Raw genomic sequence first — 25,232 nt, forward strand, 5'->3', positions numbered from 1 at the left:
TATGAAATCATTTTTAAGGCAGACAGCGGAACACCTCATAACCCAACATGGTTTTGATGAATTACGTGAAGTGGCCATTGTGATGCCATCTCAACGTGGAGCGCTTTACCTTAAAACACAATTAGCTCAGTTAGGAGAAAGACCTTTTCTTTCTCCTAAAATTATGACCATTGAGGAGTTTGCTCTTCAAATGACTGATTCTGAGCTTATGGATCCCATTTCCTTATTGATGGAAGCTTTTGCTAGTTTTAAGGAAGTAGATCAGCAAGTGGATTTTGATCGATTTGTTTCTTGGGGTCAATTAATGTTGAAGGATTTTGATGTATTAGATCTTTATTTAGTTGACCCTGTACAGTTATTTTCATTTTTATCGGAAGCCAAATCTCTGGAGCGTTGGGGACAAGAATATGGCGAAGATCATCCTGAAAAATTCATCACAGAAAATACTAAAGCATATTTTCAGCTTTATGATCATTTGCTGGAAGTTTATTTACGTCTTAAAAGCCGTCTGGAATCGCTTGGTTTAGTGTACCGAGGCATGGCATATCGTAGATTGGTTGAGAATTTAGAAAAGGGTATTGCCCTCACTAAAAATTTCAAAAAAATATATTTTGTCGGATTTAATGCCTTGTCCAAAGCAGAAGAGGAGATTATCCGATTATTGTTGAAACAAGGTTTAGCCGAAACACTTTGGGATGCCGATGAATATTATGTGAAAAACAAATTTCATAGGGCTGGCAATTGGTTGAGAAACTATGCTCATCCAGCTTCTCAAGATTATTTAGCACGTGGGCCTTTCCTTTGGATGGGAAAACATTTGTTGGAAGACCCTAAAAAAGTACAAATTTTAGGCGTCGCCAATCCTTCCGCTCAGATTTATGTGGCCATGGAGGCAATTCGTCAATGGGCTTATACAAATGGAGATCAAGAACAGGTTGCTTTGGTACTGGGAGACGAGTCTCTTTTGGATCAAGTGACCCAATATATCGGTGAGTTCAAAGATAGACTAAACATCACCATGGGCTTTTCCATCAAAAAAACACAGGTGTTTTCTTTGATTACCTTATGGTGGGAATTGACTCAAAGGGGAATAGATGGACGATTTCCCATGTCGCATTTTATGAAACTTTGGAACCACCCATTAGTTCAAGTTTATGTGAAATACTGGTCCAAACAGAATCCAATAGTAGATAGTGAATGGCTTCAGTCAAAATTGGGTACTGATAGTTTGTATGTGTCCTTTGAAACGATTAAAGCGATCAATATTCCTTTACTTCATCATGTTTTAGTTAATGTCGAATCTGATTTTTCTGAAATATTAGGGCATATCAAAGGATTTATTAATCAAATTTTACGTGCATATCCTGCTAATGAATGGGATGAAGAAGCTCAAGCCATTCAACAAGCATTTGATGTTTGTGAAACATTAGAGACTTCCATACAAGATCGATTTCCCATTTCATTTAAAAGTGGGAAAATTTTATTAATGCAATTACTGCAACAGCAAAAATTGACTTTTGAGGGACCGGATCATAGTTCCAGAACCTTGCATGTCATGGGTTTACTGGAAACAAGAACCTTGGATTTTGACCGTGTAATCATTCTGTCATTGAATGAAGGTTCATTACCAGGAACAAGAAAGCGAGAAAGCTTGATCCCAACGGACATAGCCAACATGTCCTATTTTTCACTGCCAACTTTTACTCAGGCAGATGCCGTTACGTCTTACCACTTTTATCGATTACTGCAGCGAGCACAAGAAGTAATACTCTGTTATGTACAACCTTCAGAAAAATCGAACATCAAGGAAATGAGTCGTTTCATCAAACAAATTCGATTTGATTGGAAAAAGAAGAATCCTAATCTGATTTTGGAAGAGCCCATATTGCAATTAGGTCAACCAAAAGTACAGCGAGAAGAGCATGTGAACCGAATTGAAAAAACGGGGGATATGCGACAAAAGATCAAAGATGGACTTCAAAAAAGAGGCTTATCTGCTTCCTCTGTGTCTATGTTGATGACCTGTTCGATGAAATATTATTTCTCTCAAATTGTGGGTTTGCGAGATGAAAAACAGAGCGACGATGATATGGGAGCTGATGTTTTTGGGACTTGGATTCATAAAGTATTAGAAATCATTGATTCGGAAATAATTGAAAAATTTCAAGGGAACTTGGATCAAGTGGATTGGAATGATAAAATCAACCATTTGGATGATTACCTGAATCAGGCCATTCGAGAAATAGAGAAAGAAAAAGGGCTATTTGAATTAGAGAAAGGCTTTAATTATGTGTTGAAGGAAGTTGCCAAAACGATTTTAGAAAATTATTTGCAAGCTTCACCGCAGTGGGAAAGCCAAGCTATTGAACTTTTAGTTGTGGAGGGAAGTTTAGAGACCATGGTTAATATTTCGGTCGATGGAGAAACTTGGCCTGTAAAAATTAAAGGACGAATTGACCGAATGGATCGTCTTGGGACCAATACTATTCGGATTATTGATTACAAAACGGGTAAAGTAGAGCAAAAGGATTTAAAGATTGGAGAAGATCTTATGTCGGAATTAACTTCCGAAGATATTAAGGAAAAGCTTTTTCAATTGTGGTTATATAAGTTTTTATTGGGTTCAGAATTGCTTAAACCAAGCGAAGAGCGAGTCGACTATTTGAAGCAAATCCAAGCAGAGAATATTCTAATTCAGCCAGGTATCATTTCATTTAGAAATTTGGGGCCAAAAGTTTTAACAGAGAATATTGAATTTAGTGAGAATCAACCTTTAGTTGCATTTTTGAAAGAATCAGAACAATTGGTTTCGCATTGGGTTCAGAGATTAATAGATCCATTAGCCCCTTTTGAGAAAACAGCTAATTTAGAAGATTGCCAGTATTGCGACTTTAAAGGGATTTGTCACCGCGAGGTATAGGTTTATTTTATTAAGGAAATAAATGCCTTAAATTTGCTTTTTATTGACACATTTAGAAAAATAATATGACATTTCAAGACATCAACGATCGAATTGCTACCATGGCTGCACAAAAAGGCGGCTTAGGTGTATCATTTAAGTTTGCTTTTCCAGAAGGAATCATAGTGGTAAAAAATGACGGAACAGTAACGAATGAAAATGAAGAAGCTGATTGTACTATTTCTGCCACAGTAGAAAATTTCAGTAAAGTGATGTCGGGCGACTTAAACCCGATGATGGCTGTCATGACTGGGAAAATCAAGATTTCTGGAGATATGTCAGTGGCCATGAAATTGCAAAACTTGCTATAATGGATTTTAAGGATACAATTATTGCCCTAGCTACACCTTTGGGTGTAGGTGCTATTGGTGTCATTCGCTTGTCGGGTGATCAGGCCATTGCATGGGTTAATGAGGTATTCCCGAACAAAGATTTATCCAAACAAGCTCCACATACTTTACACTATGGACGTATTGAGTCCAATGAAAGAGTCTATGATGAAGTGGTGATTAGTTTATACAAAGGCCCTAAGTCATATACCAAAGAAGATGTTATTGAGATTTCTTGCCATGGTTCGCCCTATATTCAAGAAAGTATCATTCAATTATTTGTGGAAAAAGGAGCTAGATTAGCTAGAGCGGGGGAATTTACACAAAGAGCCTTTTTGAATGGAGCATTTGATTTAGCTCAAGCAGAAGCGGTAGCGGATGTTATTGCCGCTGACTCAGCCGCAGCTACTTCTGCTGCCTTGCATCAATTGCGGGGAGGTTTTTCGCAAGAATTAGCTGCTTTGCGAGAGGAACTAATCCATTTTGCATCATTGATTGAACTGGAGTTGGATTTTGGTGAGGAAGATGTGGAATTTGCGGATCGCCAAGATTTGGAGGATTTAGTCAACAAGCTGTTAGATAAAGTAAGGCCTTTGGTAGCTAGTTTTAAGGCAGGGAATGCCATTAAAAATGGCGTAGCTACCGTGATTGTAGGTAAACCCAATGCTGGTAAATCCACCTTGTTAAATGCCTTATTAAAAGAGGAGAGAGCCATCGTGTCTGATATTGCAGGTACTACCCGAGATAGTTTGGAAGATGAGTGGGTATTAGGTGGTATTCGATTCCGCTTGGTAGATACGGCAGGACTTCGAGATACAACAGATGTGATAGAAGCCCAAGGAGTTCAACGAACGCAAGCTTGGGTAAAGAAGGCTCAAGTGATTTTATATGTGGTGGATGTGAGTGTGGATAAACCTGAGGACATTCAAGCTACTTTGTTGGAGATGGCTGAATTAGACATCCCCTTGATTTTGGTATTAAACAAAGTCGATGAGAACCAACCTGCCATTGCAGATTGGGAAGCGATGGGTTTTCCTACCGTTGCCATTTCGGCCAAATTTGGTCAAGGATTGGCAGATTTTGAGCAAACATTATTGGATGTAGTGGGTTTAAATCAAGTGTCCAACTCAGGAACAATGGTAACCAATTTACGCCATTACGAGAAATTAAAGCAGACGCAGGAAACCTTAGAAGAGGTATTAGCTGCTTTAAAATCTAATTTAACGGGAGATTTAATTGCTCAGGACTTACGTTATGCCTTACATCACTTAGGCGAAATCACAGGAGCCATCTCCAACGACGACCTATTGAAAAACATCTTTGGGAAGTTTTGTATCGGAAAGTAACCACCACAAAACAATCAAATATCAAACCAACAAGAAACCTACTTAAAGCCCTCTAATACAGGGCTTTTTTAATGTATACATGTATGGATTTGTTTTGTGTTAATAGTTGTTTGTTTATGAAATATTTGTACCTTATCTGTACCTTAATGCAGTTGAGGTACAAAAAGCAGGGTTCTGACCTTTTTATTTTGCACTTAATTGCACTTAAAGCAACGTAAAAATATTAAAAGATATAAAATGAGTTCAAATATTGAGGTACAACGAATTTGCCAGCATTGCAGTAAGGGGTTTACAGCCCGAACCACAGTAACCCGTTTCTGTTCCCATAAGTGTGCAAGTGCAGCACACAAACAGAAGCTAAGGGCTGGTAAGGTTGAACAAAGCAATAAACAAACCCAGCAAATAAAAACCCAACCTATTGAGGAACTGAAAGCCAAAGAGTTTTTAACTGTTCGTGAAGTTGCCCGCTTGCTTAACTGTTCGGTACGTTCAGCATATTACTACATTGAAAGCGGTAATATTAAAGCCGTGAATTTGGGGCAAAGGATTACAAGGGTTAAGCGTTCTGAAATTGACAAACTATTTGAGCAACCCCAGCCTTTAACACCTAAACCCGAACAAATGCAGCATGATATTGCAGACTGTTACAACCTTACCGAAGTGCAGGACAAATACGGTATTTCAGAAACAGCTTTACAAAACCTTATCAAACGAAACAGCATACCCAAAATAAAAAAGGGCTGGTTTGCATACGTTCCGAAAACGGTAATTGATAAACTATTGAGTTAAACCCTAAAGCATAAAAGACAATGGCAATAAAAGTTAAGCTAAGAGAAAAGAAAATTTCAGGGGACAGGCAAAGTTTGTATTTAGATTTTTACCCAGCAATACCACACCCCGAAACGGGCGAACCAACCCGAAGGGAATTTTTAGGGCTGTACCTATTTGATAAGGCAAAGAACCCTATTGATAAACAGCATAACAAAGAAACTTTACAAATTGCCGAACAGATAAGACAGAAACGGGAAAACCATTTGAATAAACCCGAAATTTACACGGGGTACGAACTGGAACAGAAACGAATAAAGGAACGGGGCGAACAGAATTTTGTTGCCTATTTCAAAAGCCTTGCCGACAAACGTAAAGCTAGTAACCATGATAACTGGGTTTCAGCGTACAAATATCTTGAAACCTTCACGAGTGGTAATTTAAAGTTTGCCAATCTCAACGAAAAGTTTTGTAATGACTTCAAAGAGTATTTACTCACAACCAAAAGCAATAAGAGCAACAACGTAACACTTGCCCAAAATTCAGCAGTTTCCTATTTTAATAAATTGAAAGCCACTTTAAAGCAAGCCTATAAAGACGGATTTTTACCCAGCGACCTGAACAGCAAAATACAACCTGTTAAACAGGCAGAAACCCGAAGGAATTTCTTAACCATTGAGGAACTGAATCGCCTTGTAAAAACGGAATGTAATAACCCTTTATTGAAAAGTGCAGCCCTGTTTTCAGCCCTCACAGGGTTGAGGTTTTCCGATATTAAGAACCTTGTTTGGGGTGAACTGGAATACATTGAGGGCAACGGGTATTTTATACAGTTCAAACAGCAAAAAACAAAAGGAGTAGAAGTAATGCCTATATCTGAACAGGCTTACAGCTTACTAGGTGAAAGGAAAGAACCAACCGACAGAGTATTTGATGGGCTAAATTATTCAGCATACGAAAATAAACATCTTGCTAAATGGATAGGACTTGCTGATATTGAAAAAGATATAACCTTTCATTGTTTCAGGCACACGTTTGCTACCTTACAGCTATCAAAGGGTACAGATATTTACACAGTAAGTAAAATGCTAGGACACCGTGAACTAAAAACCACACAGATTTACGCAAAGATTATAGACCAAACCAAACGTGAAGCAGCCGACAAAATACATTTAGATTTTTAACCCCGTATAACTTAAAAGACAAATGAAAAATATTGACGAATGGGTTGAATGGTTGTCGCTCAACCCTGAATTAGCTGAAAAATATTACCCTGAAATTATGCAAGGACTAACTGAACATATTAAGAACAGCGAACCTTATTTTGCGGCTTTAATCATTCAGAAATTACCTGACCATTTCCCAAAATGGAAAGCCGAAGCTGAAAATCACTTTGGTATCAAAAGAAAAAAGACAATACAGGGTTATATTGACCTTCTTAAAGCTGTTTTGATTGAATATGAATATCCCAGTGAAATAGAACAAAAAGCAGTTGAAAGCGTGCGGGATGAACTTGCGGAACAACTCAAATACTGGGATAAACTAATTGATACAAGGTTTTGGCTTACCACCATTTTTGAGGAAAAGGAGCAGACTAAACACACTTTTAAAAGTATCAAAAGGGAAATTGAAAACAATGGTTGTTTTATACTTAAAACTGAGTCTGATACCGTAAAGATTTACACCCCTGAACTAGCTGTTATTTTTACAACAAAGGAATTGCCAGCCCGAAATATGGACACCAAAACAGAAACCACAATAAATGGCTGGGATTACTTAAATACATTCATTGAAGCGTACAAAGAGGGCGAACAATATTTTGAAACTGAATTTAAAGTTTCCCCGAACACCCTTTACGGTGCAAACGCTGAACAGTATGTAAGGGATATTCACATAAACTATTTTCACGTTCAGCATACAGGAATAAATGAGGGCTGGGGCTATGTAAAAAAACAATTCCCTTTTATTATAACTCATAAAGCTGTAAAGGAATTTGGCTACTATTCAGGAATAGTGAACAAGGTTGAGGAACAAATTAAGAAATACCCCCGATTGTTTGCCACGTTTGATAAGTGCGAGCACAATTTGCAATCTCAACAAACTGCGACAAAATCGGAACAGGAAACACCGAAAATATTTGAGGAATTATTTTATAATCCTGAACACGCTAATCCTTGTTTGAAAATTTTATGTGAATTAGAACCTCCTACAATTGATGGAAATAACAATTACATAGGAAAAGCAAAAGGGGTTTTTCCTTTGTGGGTTAAGGTATTAAAGAGCCATAAACCCGAACCATTGATAAAACATTTTAAAGATATTGTTTACAAAGATTTATTGAATGAAAAAGTAAAGGGGCTTAACCTTACTAAAGATGCAAGTGAGTTCAGAAAGCAATATAAAAGACTTGAAAACGATAATATTGAATTAGATATTAAAACAATACTTTCCCAATTTTCCCAAAGCGGAAAGTTGGGAAAATAGGGCTATTTACTATACTGTTTTTTGCTATATCTAAATTAAAAGATATGGAAAAAACAGTTTTTATTTCATTGCCGATTGAAGATTTACAAACGGTAATAATTGATTGTGTTAATTCCTGTTTAAAGAACAGTAAACAGGTACACAGCGAACAACCAACCGAAACCGACCGTTGGTTTGACCTCAACGAACTTTGTATTTACCACCCCGATAAACCCAGTAAGCCCACAGTTTACGGCTGGGTGAACGCTGGTACTATTCCAGTACATAAAGGCAGTAAAAAGTTAAGGTTTCTAAAATCGGAAATTGATAACTGGTTAAGGCAAGGCAGAAAAAAGACTGTTGCAGAAACAGCCAGCGAAGCCGACACCTACCTAAAAAAGAAAGGGGGTAACAATGATTAAGACATTGAACACCCCCATTCATAAAAGACATGGCGAAGATAAACATTTTGAGGGGCAAATGAAACAGGTATTTACAGCGTTCAAACATAAGCCCTCAACTATGTTAATGGTTTCCATTGAAACAGGAATTTTAAGAGCAAATATTTGCCGTTATGTAGCTGAATGGCAAAAGCAAGGCAGAATACACCTATTTCAACAGGGTTTATGTAAAGTATCAAAACACCGTGCTGGGTATTATACAACCGACACGAATTTATTTACTCAACCCTTATTATTGTTTTGATATGGAACTGGAAACGAATTTTGAATTTGATAAATACAGTATCGGGGTTGAGGATATTAAAACCGAAGCAGAACAGCTTTTAAAGCAAGGCAATGAAGCCAGTATTTCCGATAATCTAAAAACAGTACTTGCAACCCGTGAAAAGCTAAAGGAATTAAAAGCAAGTGAAATAAGGTTTTCTGAACCTGTTTTAAAGCAAGGTGAAAACGCTGTAATATTTCCCCATACTATCAATGTAATTCAGGGGCAAGCTGGGGTACACAAAAGTAGGTTGGCAGAAAATATTTGTGCAGCATTTTTGAAGCTGAACGGAAACAAAAATGAACTACTGGGATTTAACAGGCTTAATTTTAATGCAACCCACACCGTTGTTTATGTAGATACCGAAAGGAATTTATCGGAACAGTTGCCGTATGCTTTACAGTCAATACAAATGAAAGCTGGTTACAGTAGAGCCGACCACCCCAGCAACTTTGAGTACATAAGCCTTTTACAAATAAACCGTAAAGATAGGTTTGCCACTTTAAACGAATGTTTGAACCACTTTAAGAAAAGCACAAACAACCCTTTGTTTATTGTACTGGACGTTTCAACCGATTGTATTGAGGATTTCAATAAGACTGATAAGAGTATGGAACTTATCGACCTTATGAATATGGCTATAAACGAACATAATGTAATATTCCTGTGCCTAATTCACGAAAACCCAAAGAGCGACAAAGCAAGGGGACATTTTGGAACTGAACTTATGAATAAAGCCAGTACAGTTATGCAGGTAGGCTTTGAAAAAGATGCCAGCCAAAATGATACTGATATTATAAGGGTGAAGTATTTGAAATGTAGAAGTACAGCAAGGCATACCCCATTTTATATCAAATACTGTAATGAAGCTAAAGGGTTGGTTTTGGCAGATGCAAACGAAGTTTCAGGGGTAATAAACAACCGAAAGCATAAAGCCAGTAATGAGGATATGACTGAATTTATAGAAATGTATTTAGGGGACGGGGCAACCTTAACAAGGGTTGAGTTACTGGATAAACTTTGTAAAGATTTCAAAGCAAGCCAGCGAACTATTGAAAGCCGTATTGCTGAAATAATGAGTTCAGATATTGAAATATTTAACGAACAAGGGCAAGGCTGTAAATTATCTAAGGAAACAAAAGAGAAAACCGTTTACTATAAACTTATTCCTAATGAAACCTTTTAATATCAAAGGTTTGCAAGTTTGCAAAATACGTTTGCAAAGGTTAATTACAAACAACCTTTCACGTTTGCAAGTTTGCATATCCCTATACACGCCTTTGCAAATTGCAAACATAATTTAGTCATGATTGAACACCGATACATATTAGAACCATACAAGGGAATGAATACCCGTTACCGTTGCCCCAGTTGCCAGCAAAGGAATAAAACCTTTTCACTTTACATTGATACGGAAACGGGCGAACACCTACACCCCAGCGTTGGAAGGTGCAACCGTGAAAGTAATTGCGGACACCATTACACCCCGAAACAGTATTTTCAGGATAACAATATTTCATTTGATATCCCCCAGCCAAAAGCATACAAGCCCCGACCTTTTACACCTCAACCAAAGCCCGCTTCATTCATTCCCGTTGGGGTATTTAAACAGTCTTTACAAATTGATATAACGGTTTTGCAGGTTGCCGAAACGAACCACTTTGTACAGTTCCTAATTAACCTGTTCGGGGTTGAGGTTGCCAGCCAACTTGTAAGCCGTTATTTTATTGCCACTTCAAAACATTGGAACGGTGCAACGGTATTTTGGCAAATAGATACACAGGGCAAAGTAAGAACGGGTAAAATAATGCTTTACAGTCCCACCACAGGCAAAAGAGTAAAGAGCCTTGAACTGCCTGTTTACTGGGTACACAAAGCCCTTAAACAGCCTGAATATGAGTTAAGGCAATGTTTGTTTGGCGAACACTTACTAATTGATAAAACAAAACCCGTTGCCATAGTTGAAAGCGAAAAAACGGCTGTAATTGCCAGCGTTTATTTTCCCCAGTTTATTTGGGTTGCAGTTGGCAGCCTTACCAACCTAAACGCTGAAAAGTGCAGCATACTAAAGGGGCGAACTGTTACACTATTTCCCGACCTCAACGGGTTTGATAAATGGAGCAGCAAGGCAAAAGAACTTTCACACCTTGCAATATTTACAGTTTCCTATTTACTGGAACGTAAAGCCACCGAAGCAGAAAAGAAACAAGGGTTTGACCTTGCCGACTATTTAATAAAAGACGATTACAAAGCCTTTGTGCTTTCTGAACCCGAAACCACCGAACACCCCCCAGCCGATCAACCTTTGGTTGAGGTGATACGGATTAAACAGCCCGAACAACCAAAACCCGAAAGTTGGGAACATGATATTTTTGAACTTGAAAACTACTTTGCAGGAATTGTACTACCAACCCAACCTGTAAAGCTGAATATGTGCAGTATAATAACAGATTTTCCCCTATTCATAGAAAGCCACTTAGGCACATTAAGAGATAATAACGGGAAACAAACCTTTTTACCATACCTGAACCGATTACAGGAATTAAAACGTGTATTAACCATAAATGTATATTGATATGAAAGCTAATGAAAAGATTTTTACCAATGACTTAAGAGATAAATTGAAAGCTATAATGAGCAAGGAAATTGAGAAATTACCTGAAATGATTGAAAAATTAGAAACAAGGGAGAAAGTTAATGTTCTATGTAAATTAATGCCTTTTGTCGTTCCTAAAGTCGAATCAGTTCACCCAAAAGAAGGAGAACCTTTTACTTTTGATTAATACATATTCCTTAAAAATTTAGGTTTCATTTTTAACAATATAATTCCAATGCCAAAGCCTTACACGTTTCCGACTTTGTATGATGACTTAAAAACAATTAGTATTTCATTTTTGAAAAAACATAATTATTTGTTACCAAATCAAGTTCAAACTGGAACAGTATCATGGAGTAGAAGCGGAACTAAAACAGGTAGCATTTCTATAAGAGTAAACACAAAGCAAGATATTCCTTATCTTGAACTTGATTATAAATGCAATGAAACGCCAATAAATTACAGGGTACAACTTGTTTCAGCCCCTTCCAATTTAGGCAAAGGGGTTGTTTGGTATTTCGTTTGCCCCCATACTGGTAAGCGTTGCCGAAAGCTGTATTTAGCCGACACCTATTTTTACCACCGTTCAGCGTTCAGGGGTTGTATGTACGAAAAACAAACTCGAAGTAAAAGTTATAGGCTAATGGAAAAAACTTTTGGAAGTTATTTCAAAAGTGATGACCTATACAGCAAACTTTATGCAAGAAATTTCAAAAAAACGTATGCAGGAAAGCCGACTAAGAAATATTTGAAGATTATTGAAACAATTCAGAAGGTTGATAATGTTGAATTAAGTGCAATAGATTTATTATTAAAATAATTTTACTAATCTAATAGTGAAATTGTTCTTTCTGTAAGTTCATTTTTAAATTTGAGAATATCGTCAATTTGGTCTAAAGGGTAATCATTAATTCCTATTGTTATTTTCTTTATTGAATCTGTGAACTTCAATTGGCAAATTATTTTACGTTGATTTTCGTCCAGTAATATATTAAATGTCCCCTTTTGGTCACGATAGCCTATTTTTTCTTTAGGTATTTTTTTATTCTGAATTAAAATTGTCCTAATTGTATGATATGCTTGTATCTCATCTTCGGTTGTAATAATTCCCGAAGATTTTGAATTTGTTTTCGTTTCGTGCAAAATTATTTTATCCGTTAATGATTTGAATAAAGATGAGTTCATAAGTTGAATCATTCTAGCATCATTAAATTTAGATTTGAATGACATTTTTTTATGAATCAATTTTAAAAAATCAGCCGATGGACTTATCATTTCAATAAAGAATGTATTTTCAAAATCTTCGATAAATACGGAATCTTGAGCCTTTGTAATTATGTCAATGACATTAATAATTCTAGCATCAAAATCTAACAATCCATCTATATCGTTGTCGTTAAAATTCTCTAAATTGAAAATAAAGAATGGTTTTGAATCCATTGTATTTGATAAAACAACATCGGAGTAAAACCTATATTCTCTCCCATTTGTTAATATTGCAATTCTTGAATTTTTTGCATTTTGAAAATAGCCACTTAGTTGTCCAGCTTCTTTATCTGTTAATTTGCTATGTAGTTTTTTGCATTCAATTATTATGATGTCTTTTCTGTTTAATTTGATTGCATAATCTACTTTATTACTTACCCTTTCTCCAAAATCAGCCTCATATTCTGGAATTAGGTCTTCATGTCCATAATTCAAAAGCATAAAAAATGGATCAATTAAAAACTTCTTGGTTTGAGCCTCATTGGCACAGTTTTCAGCTTTTTGAGCGAAATTGAAATTTTCCAATGATTTTTTTAAGAAATTGAACGCTTGCTTTCTGTTGATATTTGACATAAGTAATATTTTATTGTCCTAAAGTAGGATTAATTTTTCAAAGGTAATGTTTCCCTTTCAGTAATTTTTAGTGATAATTAAATTTGTAGATTAGTAAATAATATTAATTCATTTATTACGATTTTTTCAAATTCTGTACCTTGTTTGTACCTCAATAGTTAGTTTACTAGCTTAAAATGCTTTTATTGATTGTATTGAGGTATTTTAATCTAATGGTTACTTTTTGTATCGGGAAGTAACTATCATATATAGTTATAATTAAAATCAAGCATGCTGAAGTACGTTTCGAAGGATTGATTTTAAAGTACGCTTTGTTTTGCCTGTTCCATACTGCTGCGTATACTTCATCAACGCATCAGCATTAAAACTACGTACATTGTGCGGCAGTTTATCTAGTGCTTGGGATTGGTCTTCAGCAAGGTTGTCCAAATTGTTTAGTAAATCAACAAGCAAATATTCTCTTGAGATATTTTTAGGAAAAGAGGATTTTAGTTTGAATTCAAATGTCTTACCATTTAGTTGAAACTCGCCTTTGCGCTTATGGTTGTAAACCCATATGGTATTATAAAGCTGTGTTAGTCCTAGCCCTAGTGAATTAAAACTATTTGGGGATACCAAAATAAAATCTTCGTCCTTCAGAAAACATTCTATTACCTGGCGGTCATCCGGGGGGACAGCCCCAAATTTTGATTGTTTGGGCGCGTAATACAATCCTTGGTTGAGTTTTATCAATGTTCCATCTTTTGTGAGCTGTGCCAAATGCCTATCTATGGCCGTGGAATAATATTCCAGGTCAGAACGGCGATATATCTCACCTTGCTTTATATGTTGACGGAGTAAATTCATTGCTCGGATACAAAGTTAGTGAGTTTTTTAGAAATGCATGCAAAAAATGGAAAAATTCATGCAAATTACCAATCCTCACCCATCTCATTCATCCTCGCCACCTGTTTAAGCATTGTTTGGATGTCATCCTGATAGCTTCTAATTTTTGGAATTTCAGGAACATGCATCAGGCCTTTTACTTCGGTTACGGCAAAGTGATTCCGTTTATTGATTCTAACGGGTTTAAGTTTTCCGGCTTTAATATAATTGTCGATGGTGCGGCGACTTAATCGAAGCATACGCATGGCTTCGAATGTATCGATCCATTTCGTTAAAAAGGAATCAACTGGATTCTTTAAAGATTCAATCTCGGATTGCAAATTAGCAATCATGGATTTCATTTCAAGAAATTGCTCCATCAGCATTTCATTGGTGATATTTTTCGTAGTTACCGCTTCCATTGTGCACTAAATTATTTTTATTTTTTCGAAAGAAAAAGTGTCTGGACAATTTGATACGCTATGAGACGCAACTTTAGACTCGTCTAGACTATTTTAGAATTTCGAACGGTTCAAATATGCAAAAAGTCAATGTAGTGCTGTTTACGTTTGTCGTTAGTTGTAGCTCTTTGTCGCTCTTTGTATATATAAAGCGATATAAATAGCTTTAGTTGGCTTTGTTTGGAATCTTTTTATGATTAATTGAATTCGCCAGTTTTTTGATTGCTAATTTTTTCTTTCACTTTATCCACCAAATAATATACCATCGGCACTAAAAATACAGTTAAAACCAAAGAAGAAATTAAACCTCCGATAATTACCCAGGCCAGTCCGTTTTTCCATTCTGCTGCTGTTCCGCTGCCTAATGCTATGGGCAACATTCCTATTGCCATGGAAAAAGTCGTCATTAAGATTGGGCGCATACGTTCTTTGCCTGCAGTAATCAATGCCTCTTTGAAATGTTTTCCATCTGCTTTCAGTTGATTTGTAAAATCCACAATTAAGATGGAGTTTTTTGTTACCAATCCCATTAGCATAATCAAACCGAGCAAAGCAAATAAGCTCAAATTACTTAGTGATAAATTCAATGCTAAAAATGCTCCGATTGCGGCAACTGGTATGGCAAACAGGGCAACAAATGGATAAATATAACTGTCGTACAAGGCAACCATAATCAAATAAATGAGTAAAAATGAAACCAACAATACAGAGCCTAAAGCCCCGAAACTGTCGTTTTGCCGTTTAATATCACTTCCCCAAGTCATTTGTATGCCGTTGGGTAAGGGGTTGTTTTTGAGATATGCCACGACATCGTCAGCCACAGTTCCCGAAGGTCTGCCGAGTGCATCGGAAGTTAATGTAACGGCAGGTTGTCGGTCTTTTCGTTCTAAAAGCGAAGGCGAATTATCTCTTTCAATAGTTGCAAACTGCGAAACTTCAATTGGCACACCCATTGGATTGACAATATTCAAATTATTAATATCATCATAATTTTGACGGCTGAACTTATCCAACCAAATCCGTACAGGATATTCTGTTCCGTTTTCCGTTAAAGTGGCATCGTCATTTCCTGTAAAAGCGGTACGCAAATTCATTCCCACATAAGCCGTGTTCAATCCTAAACGCTGCATTTTGTCTTTGTCAGGAATGACTTTTAATTCAGGGCTTCCTGCTTCTACCGAAAGCCGCACATTATCTGCTCCAGGTATTTTTTCAATGACTGTTTTTAAGTCATTACCTGTCTGCATTACCTGGTCTAAGTCGCTTCCGCTTAATGTAATTTCTATCGGTGCAGAACGTGGAATTAAGCCTAATGTTATCATTGAAAAATTGATGCCTGAATATTCTTTTTGCAAATCAGTTCGCAATTTTCGCATAAAGGTTTCAGTAGAAAGATTATTTGTTTCTTTCTTGGATTTTAGCTGAATAGTAAATTCGGTTTTATTGGCAGAACCAACTCCCAAACTTCCGATACCTGTGCTTGGTCCGCCTACATTGCTGAAAACAGTTGAAACTTCGGGTTGTTTCAAAATATAGTTTTCTATTTTTTCTGAAACCAAATTGTTTTGCTGAATGGAAGTACTTTTATCAAACTCTAATGCCAAACGGAATTTCCCTTGGTCGCCTGTGGAAATGAGTTCCTTTCCAATAATTCCCTGTTTCATCATTGCTGCCGTCCCTACGAACAGCAACAAAACAAATCCTGTAAAAATGAGTTTGTGATGTAAAACCCAATTCAATGTTCTGCCATACCAATTGATAAATTTGTCTAACTGATGTTCAAACCAAAGCAAAAAACGGTTGAAGATATTAGTCGGCTGCAAATCTTCTTTTTTCCCGATGCGTGAAGCCAGCCAAGGCGTTAAAGTAAAACCTACCAATAAACTTGTAAGCGTAGATGTGATAACCACTACCGAAAATTGTTTGAGCATATCGGCAACAAAAACCTGTAAGAATAAAATCGGCAGAAACACAACCACATCAACCAATGTAATAGACAATGCCGAAAAACCGATTTCCATTCTTCCGTCCATAGCTGCCGTTCTTTTTTCTTTACCCATATCCAAATGACGTTGGATATTTTCTAAAACTACGGTAGCATCGTCCACCAAAATACCGATGATTAAAGACATTGCAAGCAAAGTCATCAGGTTGAGCGTATAACCCAAAAGCCACATCACGGCAAAAGCGGTAATTAAGGAAGTAGGAATGGCAACCAAAACAATCAATGAGTTTCTGAAACTTCTCAGGAAAAGTAACATTACCAACGACACTAAAATAACGGCTAAAATCAAGTCAAACACTACCGAGTTAACGGCTGCTATGGTGTTATCGGTGCTGTCATCCGTAACTACAAATTTTACATCTGCATTGGCATTTTGTTTTTCAATGGACTGAAATTTTTCCCTAATCAGTTTTGAAACATCAACGGCATTGGCATCACCTTGTTTTTTTATCATTAAGCCAATACCGTTTTTACGGTTGTAACGGCTATACGAAGTAATTTCTTTAATGCCGTCTGTTACTTCCGCAATATCTTTCACATAAACAGGACTGTTTGGAAAAGGCATTGCGACCTGAACATTCTTTATGTCCGTAATGGTGTTGAACTTTCCTACCAAACGTACCGAATTATTTTCTGTATCGGTTTGCAATTTTCCGGCAGGTAAATCAATCCCCGAACGATTGACAGCTTCCACTACCTGATACAAAGAAATTTTATAGAGCTTCAATTTTTCTTTGTCCACCTTGATTTGAATTTCCCGTTCTTCTCCGCCTAAAATGGTTATCTCTGCCACTCCTTTTAGCTGTTGGATTTGTGGCAGGTAATCGTCTTTCATTTTTTGATAAAACACTGTCGGCTCTAAATTGCTGGTTGCACTAACCGACATTATCGGCAAATCATTAGGCGACACTTTACTCATTACAGGGTTTTGAATATCGTTAGGCAAGTCCTTTCGGATATTGTCAATGTAGCGTTGAGCGTCCTGCATTGTTTTGTCTAAATCTGTTCCGTATTTCAGATTGGCAATAATGATTGAAGCATTGGGTAATGATTTGGTAAGCAAATAATCTACGCCCTCCAGATTAGAAAGTGCATCTTCAATTTTTCGGGAAACGGAAGTTTCCACTTCGTTGGGTTCTGCACCGGGATAAACGGTTCTGATAACCACAACAGGCTGATTAAAATCGGGCATCAGTTCATAGCTCAAATTCTTGTAGCCGATAATTCCCAGCAGGGCAAATACGCTGAAAAGTACGATAATCAGCGAGGGACGTTTGATTGATATTTCTGTAATATTCATTTTCGCTGATTTTATTTAATCGTAATATTCGCTCCGTCAAACAGATTGATAAAGCCATTCGTTACCACAATATCGCCTGTTGCCAATCCGCCTGATACAATCGTTCTATTGCCGATATTTCCTGATATGGTTATCGGTTGCAATACGGCTTTTCCGTTTTTTATGAGATATACTTTTGCTTTTCCATTTTCTTCTGTAATGGCAGATGTCGGAATAAGAATACCTTGTTCTTGTTTGGTTTCAGAAAGATTTACTTTGCCGAACATTCCCGATTTTATGGTTAAGTTTTTGGTGTTGGCAACCTGAAACTGTATTGGGAAACTATTGCCCAGATTGGCTTTGCTTCCTATCATTGAAATTTTGCCCGATAGGGAAATGTCGGGATAAACATCAGCATTGATTTTGTAGGTTTGATTGTTTTGGAATTGCACCAAATCATTTTCGGGAACATTAACCGTAAAACGTAAAGTGCTTATATCCGTAATTTGTAGCAACGGAATACCCGGTGCTGCAAAACCGCCCTCCTCATTGAGCTTGGCAGTTACCACACCGTTGAAAGGTGCTTTTATGGTGGTTTTACTGATTTGTTCTAATAAAGTTGCTTTCTGAACTTTTGCAGATTTCAATCCCAATTTTGCCTTTTCCAACTGCACCCCCTGAACGGCATCGGCTTCCGTTAAAATGGTGTATCGTTTTACATCGTCTTCCAAACCCTCAATCTGCACTTCAACCGTTTGCAGTTGTAATTTCAATAACGAATTATCCAACTGAATAAGTGTTTGTCCTTTGCTTACACTACTTCCAACATCTACCAAAACAGCATTGATTTTTCCTTGTATATCCGCACTGATTTTTGTTTCCTTATTCGGCTCAAAAGTACCTGTATAAGTATTTGCATCATCAATAGTCTGCAAACGAATGGTGTCAGCATTTACAGTAATAGGTTTTTCTTTGTCATATTGATACACCTTGCTTTCGGTGGTTTCTTTATTGTTTTTCAACTTAAAAAACACAAGTGCTATTACCGCAACCAAAGCAATTATCCCGATTATTTTTTTCCAATTCATATTCCTGATTTTTTATTCGTTATTTTAATTCTTAATTGTTCCTGCCAGCTTTTTTAGCTCCAAATCCGCTTTCAGATAATCTATCACTGCCGACAGGTAATTTTGCTGTGCTTCACGAAGTGCATTATCAGCCAATAAAACATCGGTAAGTATTGCCGTACCTTGCTTTTGCTGTAAAATGGTTTGCTCATAAATAGATTGAGCCAAAGTGATTTGATTTTCGGTATTGATGACTGTTTGCTGTGCAATCGTTCTTTGCCTTAAAGCATTTTCAGTTTCCATTTTGTTTTTATCGCCAATCAGTTGAGCCTGCAATTCGTTATTGCTGATTTCCAGTTTTTTTTGATTTATTTTTCGCTGTGTAACTGTTCCGTTGAAAAGCGGGTAAGTCAGTTGCAAACCTGCAAAGCCTATGGGATAAAATTTCAGAAAGTCATTTGGGGTTTTGTCGTAGCCAAAACCTGTTGTTCCGTAAGAAGCAATTAAGTTTAGCGAAGGCAGAAATCTCGACTGGTTCAATGTCTTTAAATCACTATGAAGCAGTTGGTTTTGTTTTTGGATAATTTTTAAATCCAAAATATTTCTTGTATTACTTTCTAAAGAAACTTTTTGTTGAATTTCAGAAACAACAGAAATATTTTGCTCAAATGAAATTCCCATATTCAATTTCAATGCATTCAAGACCTGAATAAGTTTGTAGTTTACATTTTGCCTTTGCGTGTTGAGTTGTTCGGCTTGCAGTTTTACTTTGCTCACATCGCTACCTTTAGCCAAAAGTTGATCTTTCAAGAGTTCCATATTCTTTAGTAGCTTTCCGGTATTAGCAATATTACTGTCCAAAAAAGCCAAATGATGTAAGATAATTTGAGCATTGTAATACAATGTGGTAATATCAAACAGAACCTGTTCTGCCGATTTTTGAAAATGCAATTCTGTAAGTTCTTTAGCAATTTGTGTGCTTTGTATCGCTCCATAAATCTGTGGATTATACAAAGGCATAGCCAACTGCACATTGGCGTTAATGTTGTGCGGAACACCAAATTGCAAATCTCTGAATTGACCTTCCGGAGCTTGCGGATTGAGTGCATTCATCGGCATTAGCTGTGTAGGTAATTCCATAAAATATTTGTAATCGGTATTGGCGGTAACTTTCGGAATGAGATTAGCTTGTGCTTCTTTTTTTCGTTGTTCGCTGATAGATATGTTATTGCGATTGATTCGCAAAGTTTTGTTATGGACCTGTGCCGTATCAATACATTGTTTCAGTGTCCAAACCTCTTGGGCTCGAGCTACGTTCCAACCAAATAAAACGATCAGGCCAAATATGAGTTTGTGAGTATTCACTAACATAGCAAGTTAAATTTTTTTTTTAATTTTCAATCATTTTTAAAATTCCATCTAATACCGATTTGCCATCTTTAACTAGATTAGATTTATGTCCCGATAATTTCCATTTCAGCACAGTCATTCTCATTCCACCAATAATGATGGTTGTAAGGGTAGAAGCTCCAATCAATTTATTGTATTGTCCTTTTTCTTGTCCTTGTTTAATGTTTTTAGAAACAAAGTCCTGCATCATATCCATAATTTCAGCCACTTTAGAACTCAAACTTTCATCAAAATGGAAAATGCTTTCTGCAAAAATTACACTCACAATAGCAGGTTTGTTAGTAAAAGTTTGTAGCTGAGAATTAAAAATGGCCCTTAATTCATCAGCAATAGTGTCAGTTGTTTTAAAAGAAAGAGCCTGAATACGGTTTTTCATTTCTTTTTTAAAGTACTCCAACAAACTCAATAAGATCTCATTTTTACTTTTAAAATGCCTGTAAAGGGCGGGCTCAGACAAACCTATATCCTCCGCCAATGTTTTAATGGTCAAATTCTGAATACCATAATTTGAAATGCGGTTGGTAGCCGCTTCCATTATTTCTATTTGCCTGTCTGTAAATTCTTGCATACTGGACTAATTCGTTTTTATGTTAGTTAGTATTCACTCACAAAGATAAACAACATTTTCAAACAAACAAGCAATATTCAGAGAAAATAAATAGTCGCTCTTGAATTTTTATTGGCTTTATATGTATTGAAATTTATCTGAAGCAAATACGCAATTGCTCAAAAGCTCAATGGCTCATTGCATTAAATTTTGCGCATTTGAAGGCAACAAAACAAGAAGTAGTGATGATGTAGCTAGAAGAAAAAAACGACAACAAAATACAAGTATCAAAAATTTAATTTATCTTCGTTTTATCGTTCTTTATTGTTGCTGATTTGTAACTCAAGAAAGTCGAAATTTGATGAGTAGTTGCTCATTTGTTGCTCGAAATACTTCTTGAAAGTCACTGTTTACAAGGGTTTCAGCGTTTTTTGTTTCTTATCGTTTCATGTATCGGGAAGTAATTTCATTTTATAAATTCCCGCTGCTTGGTAAATCTATACTAATTTTAATACTTGCAGTATAGTTTTAGGATTCAAATTATTATTCCATAGATTATGCAAAGTAGCGATATCATATTTTACAGCACTCCAACGGGCCATGTGAATATTGAAGTAGTTTTTAATAACGAAACCTTTTGGCTTACCCAAAAAGCCATGGCAGAATTATTTGGAGTAAAAGTACCAGCCATTAGTAAGCACTTAACTAATATTTATGCTGAAGGAGAATTAACTTCATCTACCACTATTTCCAAAATGGAAACTGTGGTAAATAGAGGTTTTAGAGGTGTAGTTTCTGAAAAATTAGATTTTTACAGTTTAGATGCCATTATAGCTGTAGGCTATCGAGTAAATAGCTTTCAGGCGACCCAATTTCGCATTTGGGCTACCCAAACCCTTAAAGAGTTTATAATCAAAGGCTTTGTGTTAGACGATGAACGTTTGAAACAAGGCAAACGCATTGGCAAAGATTACTTTGATGAACTCTTGGAACGCATCCGTGAAATTCGTGCTAGCGAAAGGCGCTTCTACCTTAAAATTACGGACATTTATGAGCAGTGCAGTATAGACTATAATAAGGATGCAGAAATAACACAATTGTTTTTTAAGACAGTTCAAAATAAATTACATTGGGCTATTACAGGCAAAACAGCAGCCGAACTAATAGCACAAAGAGCCGATGCCAGTAAACCTAATATGGGTTTAACCACTTGGAAAAATGCACCCACAGGCAAAGTATTAAAAGGCGATATAAGTACAGCAAAAAACTATATGCAAGAAAAAGAAATCAAAGAGTTGGAACGTATCGTTACCATGTATTTAGATTTTGCCGAATTGCAAGCCGAAAGACAAATACCAATGAATATGTCAGATTGGATAACCAAGTTGGATGCTTTTTTGCAATTTAATGAATATCAAATACTCAACGAAGCTGGGAAAGTAAGTCATGAAGTAGCAATGAAACTGGTAGAAAAAGAGTTTGCCAAATTCAGGGTAATTCAAGATCAAAACTATGTAAGTGATTTTGAAAATCAAGTTAAAAAAGTAATTAACCCAACAAAATCTATTATTAATAAAAATTTGTGATGATATATAATTTTTAAATAATTGAATTAGTTTGCTTTAAAGTATAAATATATGCCCAGAATCAGCACCTACGTCAATTTCCCTGGAAATGCAGAAGAGGCATTTCTCTTTTATCAATCAATTTTCAAGACCGAGTTTGTCAATGGCATTCAACGTTTTGGCGAATTGCCAGTTGATGAGAATCAACCTCCTGTGCCCGATTCTATTCAGCACATGGTTTTACACATTGAACTACCTCTATTGAATGATCATATCTTGATGGCTAGCGATGCTCCAGCGGAGCTAGGTTTTAGCGTAAGCACGGGAAATAACATGCACATTTGTGTGGAACCAGATAGTAAAGAAGAAGCGCAACGAATTTTTGATGGATTGTCAGACGGTGCAGTCATCACCATGCCTATTCAAGATATGTTTTGGGGTGCCTATTATGGGACTTTAACTGATCAGTTTGGTATCAATTGGATGATTACCTTTACAGCCAAATAGCAAGTGAACCAAACCACGTCGATTCCTGGAAAATAGACTCATGCAATTCATCACCATTCGGTTTTTTCATGTTGCAGGTTTTGGACAAAAGCTTAAAGCTTTTTCTTTGATGGGGAAATTGAGAACTAATCCTTGGCAAGCTGATGGTTTACTATTTGCTAGACAATTAGGAACAGGAGCTGGAAAAGGCTTTTCTATTTGGCCAGATTGGGGCACCTATGCTTTTTTAGGTCTTTGGGAGAAGGAAGAAGCTGCGCAGCATTTTTTCGAACATGATAAACGCTGGCTCGAATTTTCTGGTTTATGTCAATCGATTTCAGGATGGGATGCTACACCATGGAAAGGACATGGTACTTGGAATAATTTACAACCTTTTGAATTTGAAGAAGATCAAGAGCCTTGGGATGGACCAGTGGCCGTTATTACGCGTGCCAGCATCCGTCGCTCACAAGCCTTACGATTTTGGATGAATGTGCCCTCTTCTAGTCGAGGTATTGAAAATCAAGCCGGGCTCATTTATGCCAAAGGAGTAGGGGAGATTCCCTTGTTTGAACAAGCAACATTCAGTCTGTGGGAAAATGTGCAGGCCTTAGATGCCTTTGCTTACCGTTCACGATCCCATGCCCCCATGATTAAAAAAACGAGGCAATATCAATGGTATTCAGAAGAGATGTTTATGAGGATGAAAACCAAGAAAATTAATGGTGAATGGTAATTTGTGAATGGTAAATTATATTGATTGATATCGAAGATTGTATTCTATTCAGTAATCTACAATTCACAATTCACCATTTACAATTCACCATTAACAATTCACCATTTACAATTCACCATTTACAATTACTTTATTGCTTCCACTCCTCTAGTTCTAGTTCTGATACGAATCGCATCTTGCACATCATAAATGAATATTTTGCCGTCTCCAGTATTGCCTTCTGAGGCATTATCTAAAATGACATCAATGCATTTTTCAAGATTTTCGTCACTTACTACGCATATAATCATCACCTTGGGAAGTAAAATCAATGACTTCTCAGTACCACGGTAAATCTCCGAATAGCCTTGTTGTAATCCCGCTCCACGTACTGGAACTACCGTCATACATGGTATATTGGCATCTATAAGCCCTTTTTGAATGGCTTTTAACTTAGATGGCTTAACGATCGCTTCTACTTTTTTCATGTGTTTGTTCCTTTCAGCTTATTCAAATGTGGTATATGACTCTACTCCAAATTCCACAGCATCAATACCAGCAGATTCTGCTTTGTAACTTAATCGGATACCGATGGTGCTTTTTAGTAACTTAAATATCGCGAATGTCGCGCTAAAAGAAAAGATACTGATAATTCCAACTCCCATCAATTGAATCATCAATTGTTCACTTTGTCCCGTTGTAAATAATCCATTTTTCTCGGAAAAAAGGCCAACGGCAACTGTACCAAAAAATCCATTGATACCATGTACGGCAATTGCACCCACTGGATCATCGATTTGCATTTTGTCGATTAATACAACAGCCACATCCACTAATATACCGGCTACAAATCCAATGACTAAAGCACTTTCTGGACTTACCACATTACATCCAGCTGTTACAGCTACTAAACCTGCTAAAACCCCATTGATAACCATCGTTATATCCACTTTCTTATAGCGTAAAAAAGTATACAACATGGTTGAAATACCTCCCATGGCTGAAGCTAAAAAGGTGTTGGTAGCTACTGATCCAATTAGATCCCATTTACCAACGGCGGCTAAGGTAGAACCAGGGTTAAAACCAAACCAACCAAACCAAAGTAAAAAGGCACCTACTGCAGATAATGTTAAATTATGTCCAGGAATAGCATTGATACTGCCATCCTCATTGTATTTTCCAATTCTTGGACCCAAAACAATAGCACCAGCCAAAGCAGCAAAACCTCCCATGGCATGTACAGCAGCAGAACCAGCAAAATCGTTAAATCCCTTGAGTGCAAACCAGCCTTGTGGATTCCAAACCCAATGTGCGACAATAGGATATAAAAAAGCACAAAAAATGGTTACATATATAGCATAAGCCCACATTTTCATTCTTTCTGCTACCCCTCCCGAAACAATGGAAATAGCCGCAATGGCAAATCCCATTTGAATAAACCAAAATAATTTATTGGAAATGGTGAGTCCTAAACCTAAATCTCCTAAATTGATTCCGAAATCGAATAAACCTGTTCCGTAGGCAATACCAAATCCTACTACATAAAAGGCTATTCCGCCAAACATGATGTCGATCATGACCTTGGCAATGATACTAACTGCGTTTTTTGAACGGACAAAGCCTGCTTCTAATAGAGCAAAGCCTCCTTCCATTTGAAAAATGAGCGCTCCACAAAGGGCCACCCAGACAGTATCAATAGCATGTGTAAGTTCGACTTGCTGAGCCGCAAGAGAAATGGTGTTATTCATGATTTTGTTTCTGTTTTTAACCTTATTTCTACGAAATTATATTAAAATTTCGAAAACGA

24 protein-coding genes are annotated in these 25,232 nt (G+C 36.7%); 15 read left to right on the top strand and 9 right to left on the bottom strand.

Going from position 1 to position 25,232, the window contains the following annotated elements:
• The first annotated feature begins 1 nt into the window (after position 1).
• From HME7025_RS05935 to HME7025_RS05990, 12 genes are all read left to right on the top strand, one after another.
• Positions 2-2,920 carry a PD-(D/E)XK nuclease family protein gene (locus HME7025_RS05935; protein ID WP_109322747.1) on the top strand — a complete coding sequence of 973 codons (2,919 nt, stop codon included), beginning with the start codon at positions 2-4 and terminating at the stop codon, positions 2,918-2,920.
• A gap of 65 nt (positions 2,921-2,985) precedes the next feature.
• Complete coding sequence (locus HME7025_RS05940) at positions 2,986-3,270, top strand: SCP2 sterol-binding domain-containing protein (protein WP_109322748.1); 285 nt, start codon at positions 2,986-2,988, stop codon at positions 3,268-3,270.
• Positions 3,270-4,634 (top strand): tRNA uridine-5-carboxymethylaminomethyl(34) synthesis GTPase MnmE, encoded by a 1,365-nt coding sequence (mnmE, locus tag HME7025_RS05945; RefSeq protein ID WP_109322749.1) that lies wholly within the window; start codon positions 3,270-3,272, stop codon positions 4,632-4,634. Before HME7025_RS05940 ends, mnmE begins: the two co-directional genes overlap by 1 nt.
• 237 nt (positions 4,635-4,871) lie before the next feature.
• The gene (locus tag HME7025_RS05950) at positions 4,872-5,423 is read left to right on the top strand and encodes a helix-turn-helix domain-containing protein (RefSeq protein WP_109322750.1); all 552 of its coding nucleotides are present in this window, start codon (positions 4,872-4,874) and stop codon (positions 5,421-5,423) included.
• Positions 5,424-5,443: 20 nt separating this feature from the next.
• The gene (locus HME7025_RS05955) at positions 5,444-6,586 is read left to right on the top strand and encodes a site-specific integrase (protein ID WP_109322751.1); all 1,143 of its coding nucleotides are present in this window, start codon (positions 5,444-5,446) and stop codon (positions 6,584-6,586) included.
• A 22-nt stretch (positions 6,587-6,608) separates the two neighbouring features.
• A complete protein-coding gene (locus HME7025_RS05960) occupies positions 6,609-7,886 on the top strand; it encodes a hypothetical protein (protein WP_109322752.1) in 1,278 nt (425 codons plus the stop codon).
• Between the two features lie 44 nt (positions 7,887-7,930).
• Positions 7,931-8,287, top strand: a complete 357-nt coding sequence (locus HME7025_RS05965) for a helix-turn-helix transcriptional regulator (protein ID WP_109322753.1) — start codon at positions 7,931-7,933, stop codon at positions 8,285-8,287.
• Positions 8,288-8,345: 58 nt separating this feature from the next.
• A complete protein-coding gene (locus tag HME7025_RS13430) occupies positions 8,346-8,570 on the top strand; it encodes a hypothetical protein (RefSeq protein ID WP_226998289.1) in 225 nt (74 codons plus the stop codon).
• A gap of 1 nt (position 8,571) precedes the next feature.
• Positions 8,572-9,777, top strand: a complete 1,206-nt coding sequence (locus HME7025_RS05975) for a hypothetical protein (protein ID WP_109322755.1) — start codon at positions 8,572-8,574, stop codon at positions 9,775-9,777.
• Between the two features lie 120 nt (positions 9,778-9,897).
• Complete coding sequence (locus HME7025_RS05980) at positions 9,898-11,166, top strand: DUF6965 family protein (RefSeq protein ID WP_109322756.1); 1,269 nt, start codon at positions 9,898-9,900, stop codon at positions 11,164-11,166.
• A 1-nt stretch (position 11,167) separates the two neighbouring features.
• Positions 11,168-11,374: a hypothetical protein gene (locus HME7025_RS05985; RefSeq protein WP_154401941.1), complete on the top strand. Its 207-nt coding sequence runs from the start codon at positions 11,168-11,170 to the stop codon at positions 11,372-11,374.
• Between the two features lie 48 nt (positions 11,375-11,422).
• Positions 11,423-12,007, top strand: a complete 585-nt coding sequence (locus HME7025_RS05990) for a hypothetical protein (RefSeq protein ID WP_109322758.1) — start codon at positions 11,423-11,425, stop codon at positions 12,005-12,007.
• Positions 12,008-12,012: 5 nt separating this feature from the next.
• On the opposite strand, the gene HME7025_RS05995 is transcribed toward HME7025_RS05990, so the two are convergent.
• The 7 genes from HME7025_RS05995 to HME7025_RS06025 all read right to left on the bottom strand — a co-directional run bounded on the left by HME7025_RS05995 (position 12,013) and on the right by HME7025_RS06025 (position 20,680).
• A complete protein-coding gene (locus HME7025_RS05995) occupies positions 12,013-13,026 on the bottom strand; it encodes a type I restriction enzyme HsdR N-terminal domain-containing protein (protein ID WP_109322759.1) in 1,014 nt (337 codons plus the stop codon).
• Between the two features lie 264 nt (positions 13,027-13,290).
• Positions 13,291-13,872 carry a hypothetical protein gene (locus HME7025_RS06000; protein WP_223142170.1) on the bottom strand — a complete coding sequence of 194 codons (582 nt, stop codon included), beginning with the start codon at positions 13,870-13,872 and terminating at the stop codon, positions 13,291-13,293.
• A 65-nt stretch (positions 13,873-13,937) separates the two neighbouring features.
• Positions 13,938-14,312, bottom strand: a complete 375-nt coding sequence (locus tag HME7025_RS06005; RefSeq protein WP_109322761.1) for a helix-turn-helix domain-containing protein — start codon at positions 14,310-14,312, stop codon at positions 13,938-13,940.
• A gap of 236 nt (positions 14,313-14,548) precedes the next feature.
• Positions 14,549-17,656, bottom strand: a complete 3,108-nt coding sequence (locus HME7025_RS06010) for an efflux RND transporter permease subunit (protein WP_109322762.1) — start codon at positions 17,654-17,656, stop codon at positions 14,549-14,551.
• Between the two features lie 11 nt (positions 17,657-17,667).
• Positions 17,668-18,723, bottom strand: a complete 1,056-nt coding sequence (locus HME7025_RS06015; RefSeq protein WP_109322763.1) for an efflux RND transporter periplasmic adaptor subunit — start codon at positions 18,721-18,723, stop codon at positions 17,668-17,670.
• A gap of 24 nt (positions 18,724-18,747) precedes the next feature.
• Positions 18,748-20,073 (bottom strand): TolC family protein, encoded by a 1,326-nt coding sequence (locus HME7025_RS06020; RefSeq protein ID WP_109322764.1) that lies wholly within the window; start codon positions 20,071-20,073, stop codon positions 18,748-18,750.
• A 19-nt stretch (positions 20,074-20,092) separates the two neighbouring features.
• The gene (locus tag HME7025_RS06025) at positions 20,093-20,680 is read right to left on the bottom strand and encodes a TetR/AcrR family transcriptional regulator (protein ID WP_109322765.1); all 588 of its coding nucleotides are present in this window, start codon (positions 20,678-20,680) and stop codon (positions 20,093-20,095) included.
• Positions 20,681-21,315: 635 nt separating this feature from the next.
• Here HME7025_RS06025 and HME7025_RS06030 point away from each other — a divergent pair.
• From HME7025_RS06030 to HME7025_RS06040, 3 genes are read left to right on the top strand one after another with little or no spacing between them, the layout of a single operon-like run.
• Positions 21,316-22,245, top strand: a complete 930-nt coding sequence (locus HME7025_RS06030; RefSeq protein ID WP_317046248.1) for a virulence RhuM family protein — start codon at positions 21,316-21,318, stop codon at positions 22,243-22,245.
• A gap of 51 nt (positions 22,246-22,296) precedes the next feature.
• Complete coding sequence (locus HME7025_RS06035; RefSeq protein WP_109322767.1) at positions 22,297-22,731, top strand: VOC family protein; 435 nt, start codon at positions 22,297-22,299, stop codon at positions 22,729-22,731.
• 40 nt (positions 22,732-22,771) lie between these two features.
• Positions 22,772-23,446, top strand: coding sequence for a DUF3291 domain-containing protein (locus tag HME7025_RS06040; RefSeq protein ID WP_109322768.1), 675 nt, complete (start codon positions 22,772-22,774; stop codon positions 23,444-23,446).
• 125 nt (positions 23,447-23,571) lie between these two features.
• Here HME7025_RS06040 and HME7025_RS06050 read toward each other — a convergent pair whose 3' ends face one another.
• The gene (locus HME7025_RS06050; RefSeq protein ID WP_109322770.1) at positions 23,572-23,913 is read right to left on the bottom strand and encodes a P-II family nitrogen regulator; all 342 of its coding nucleotides are present in this window, start codon (positions 23,911-23,913) and stop codon (positions 23,572-23,574) included.
• 18 nt (positions 23,914-23,931) lie between these two features.
• Positions 23,932-25,173, bottom strand: coding sequence for an ammonium transporter (locus HME7025_RS06055; protein ID WP_109322771.1), 1,242 nt, complete (start codon positions 25,171-25,173; stop codon positions 23,932-23,934).
• Positions 25,174-25,232: the final 59 nt, after the last annotated feature.

The organism is Aquirufa nivalisilvae (assembly GCF_003143535.1).
GTDB lineage: Bacteria > Bacteroidota > Bacteroidia > Cytophagales > Spirosomataceae > Aquirufa > Aquirufa nivalisilvae.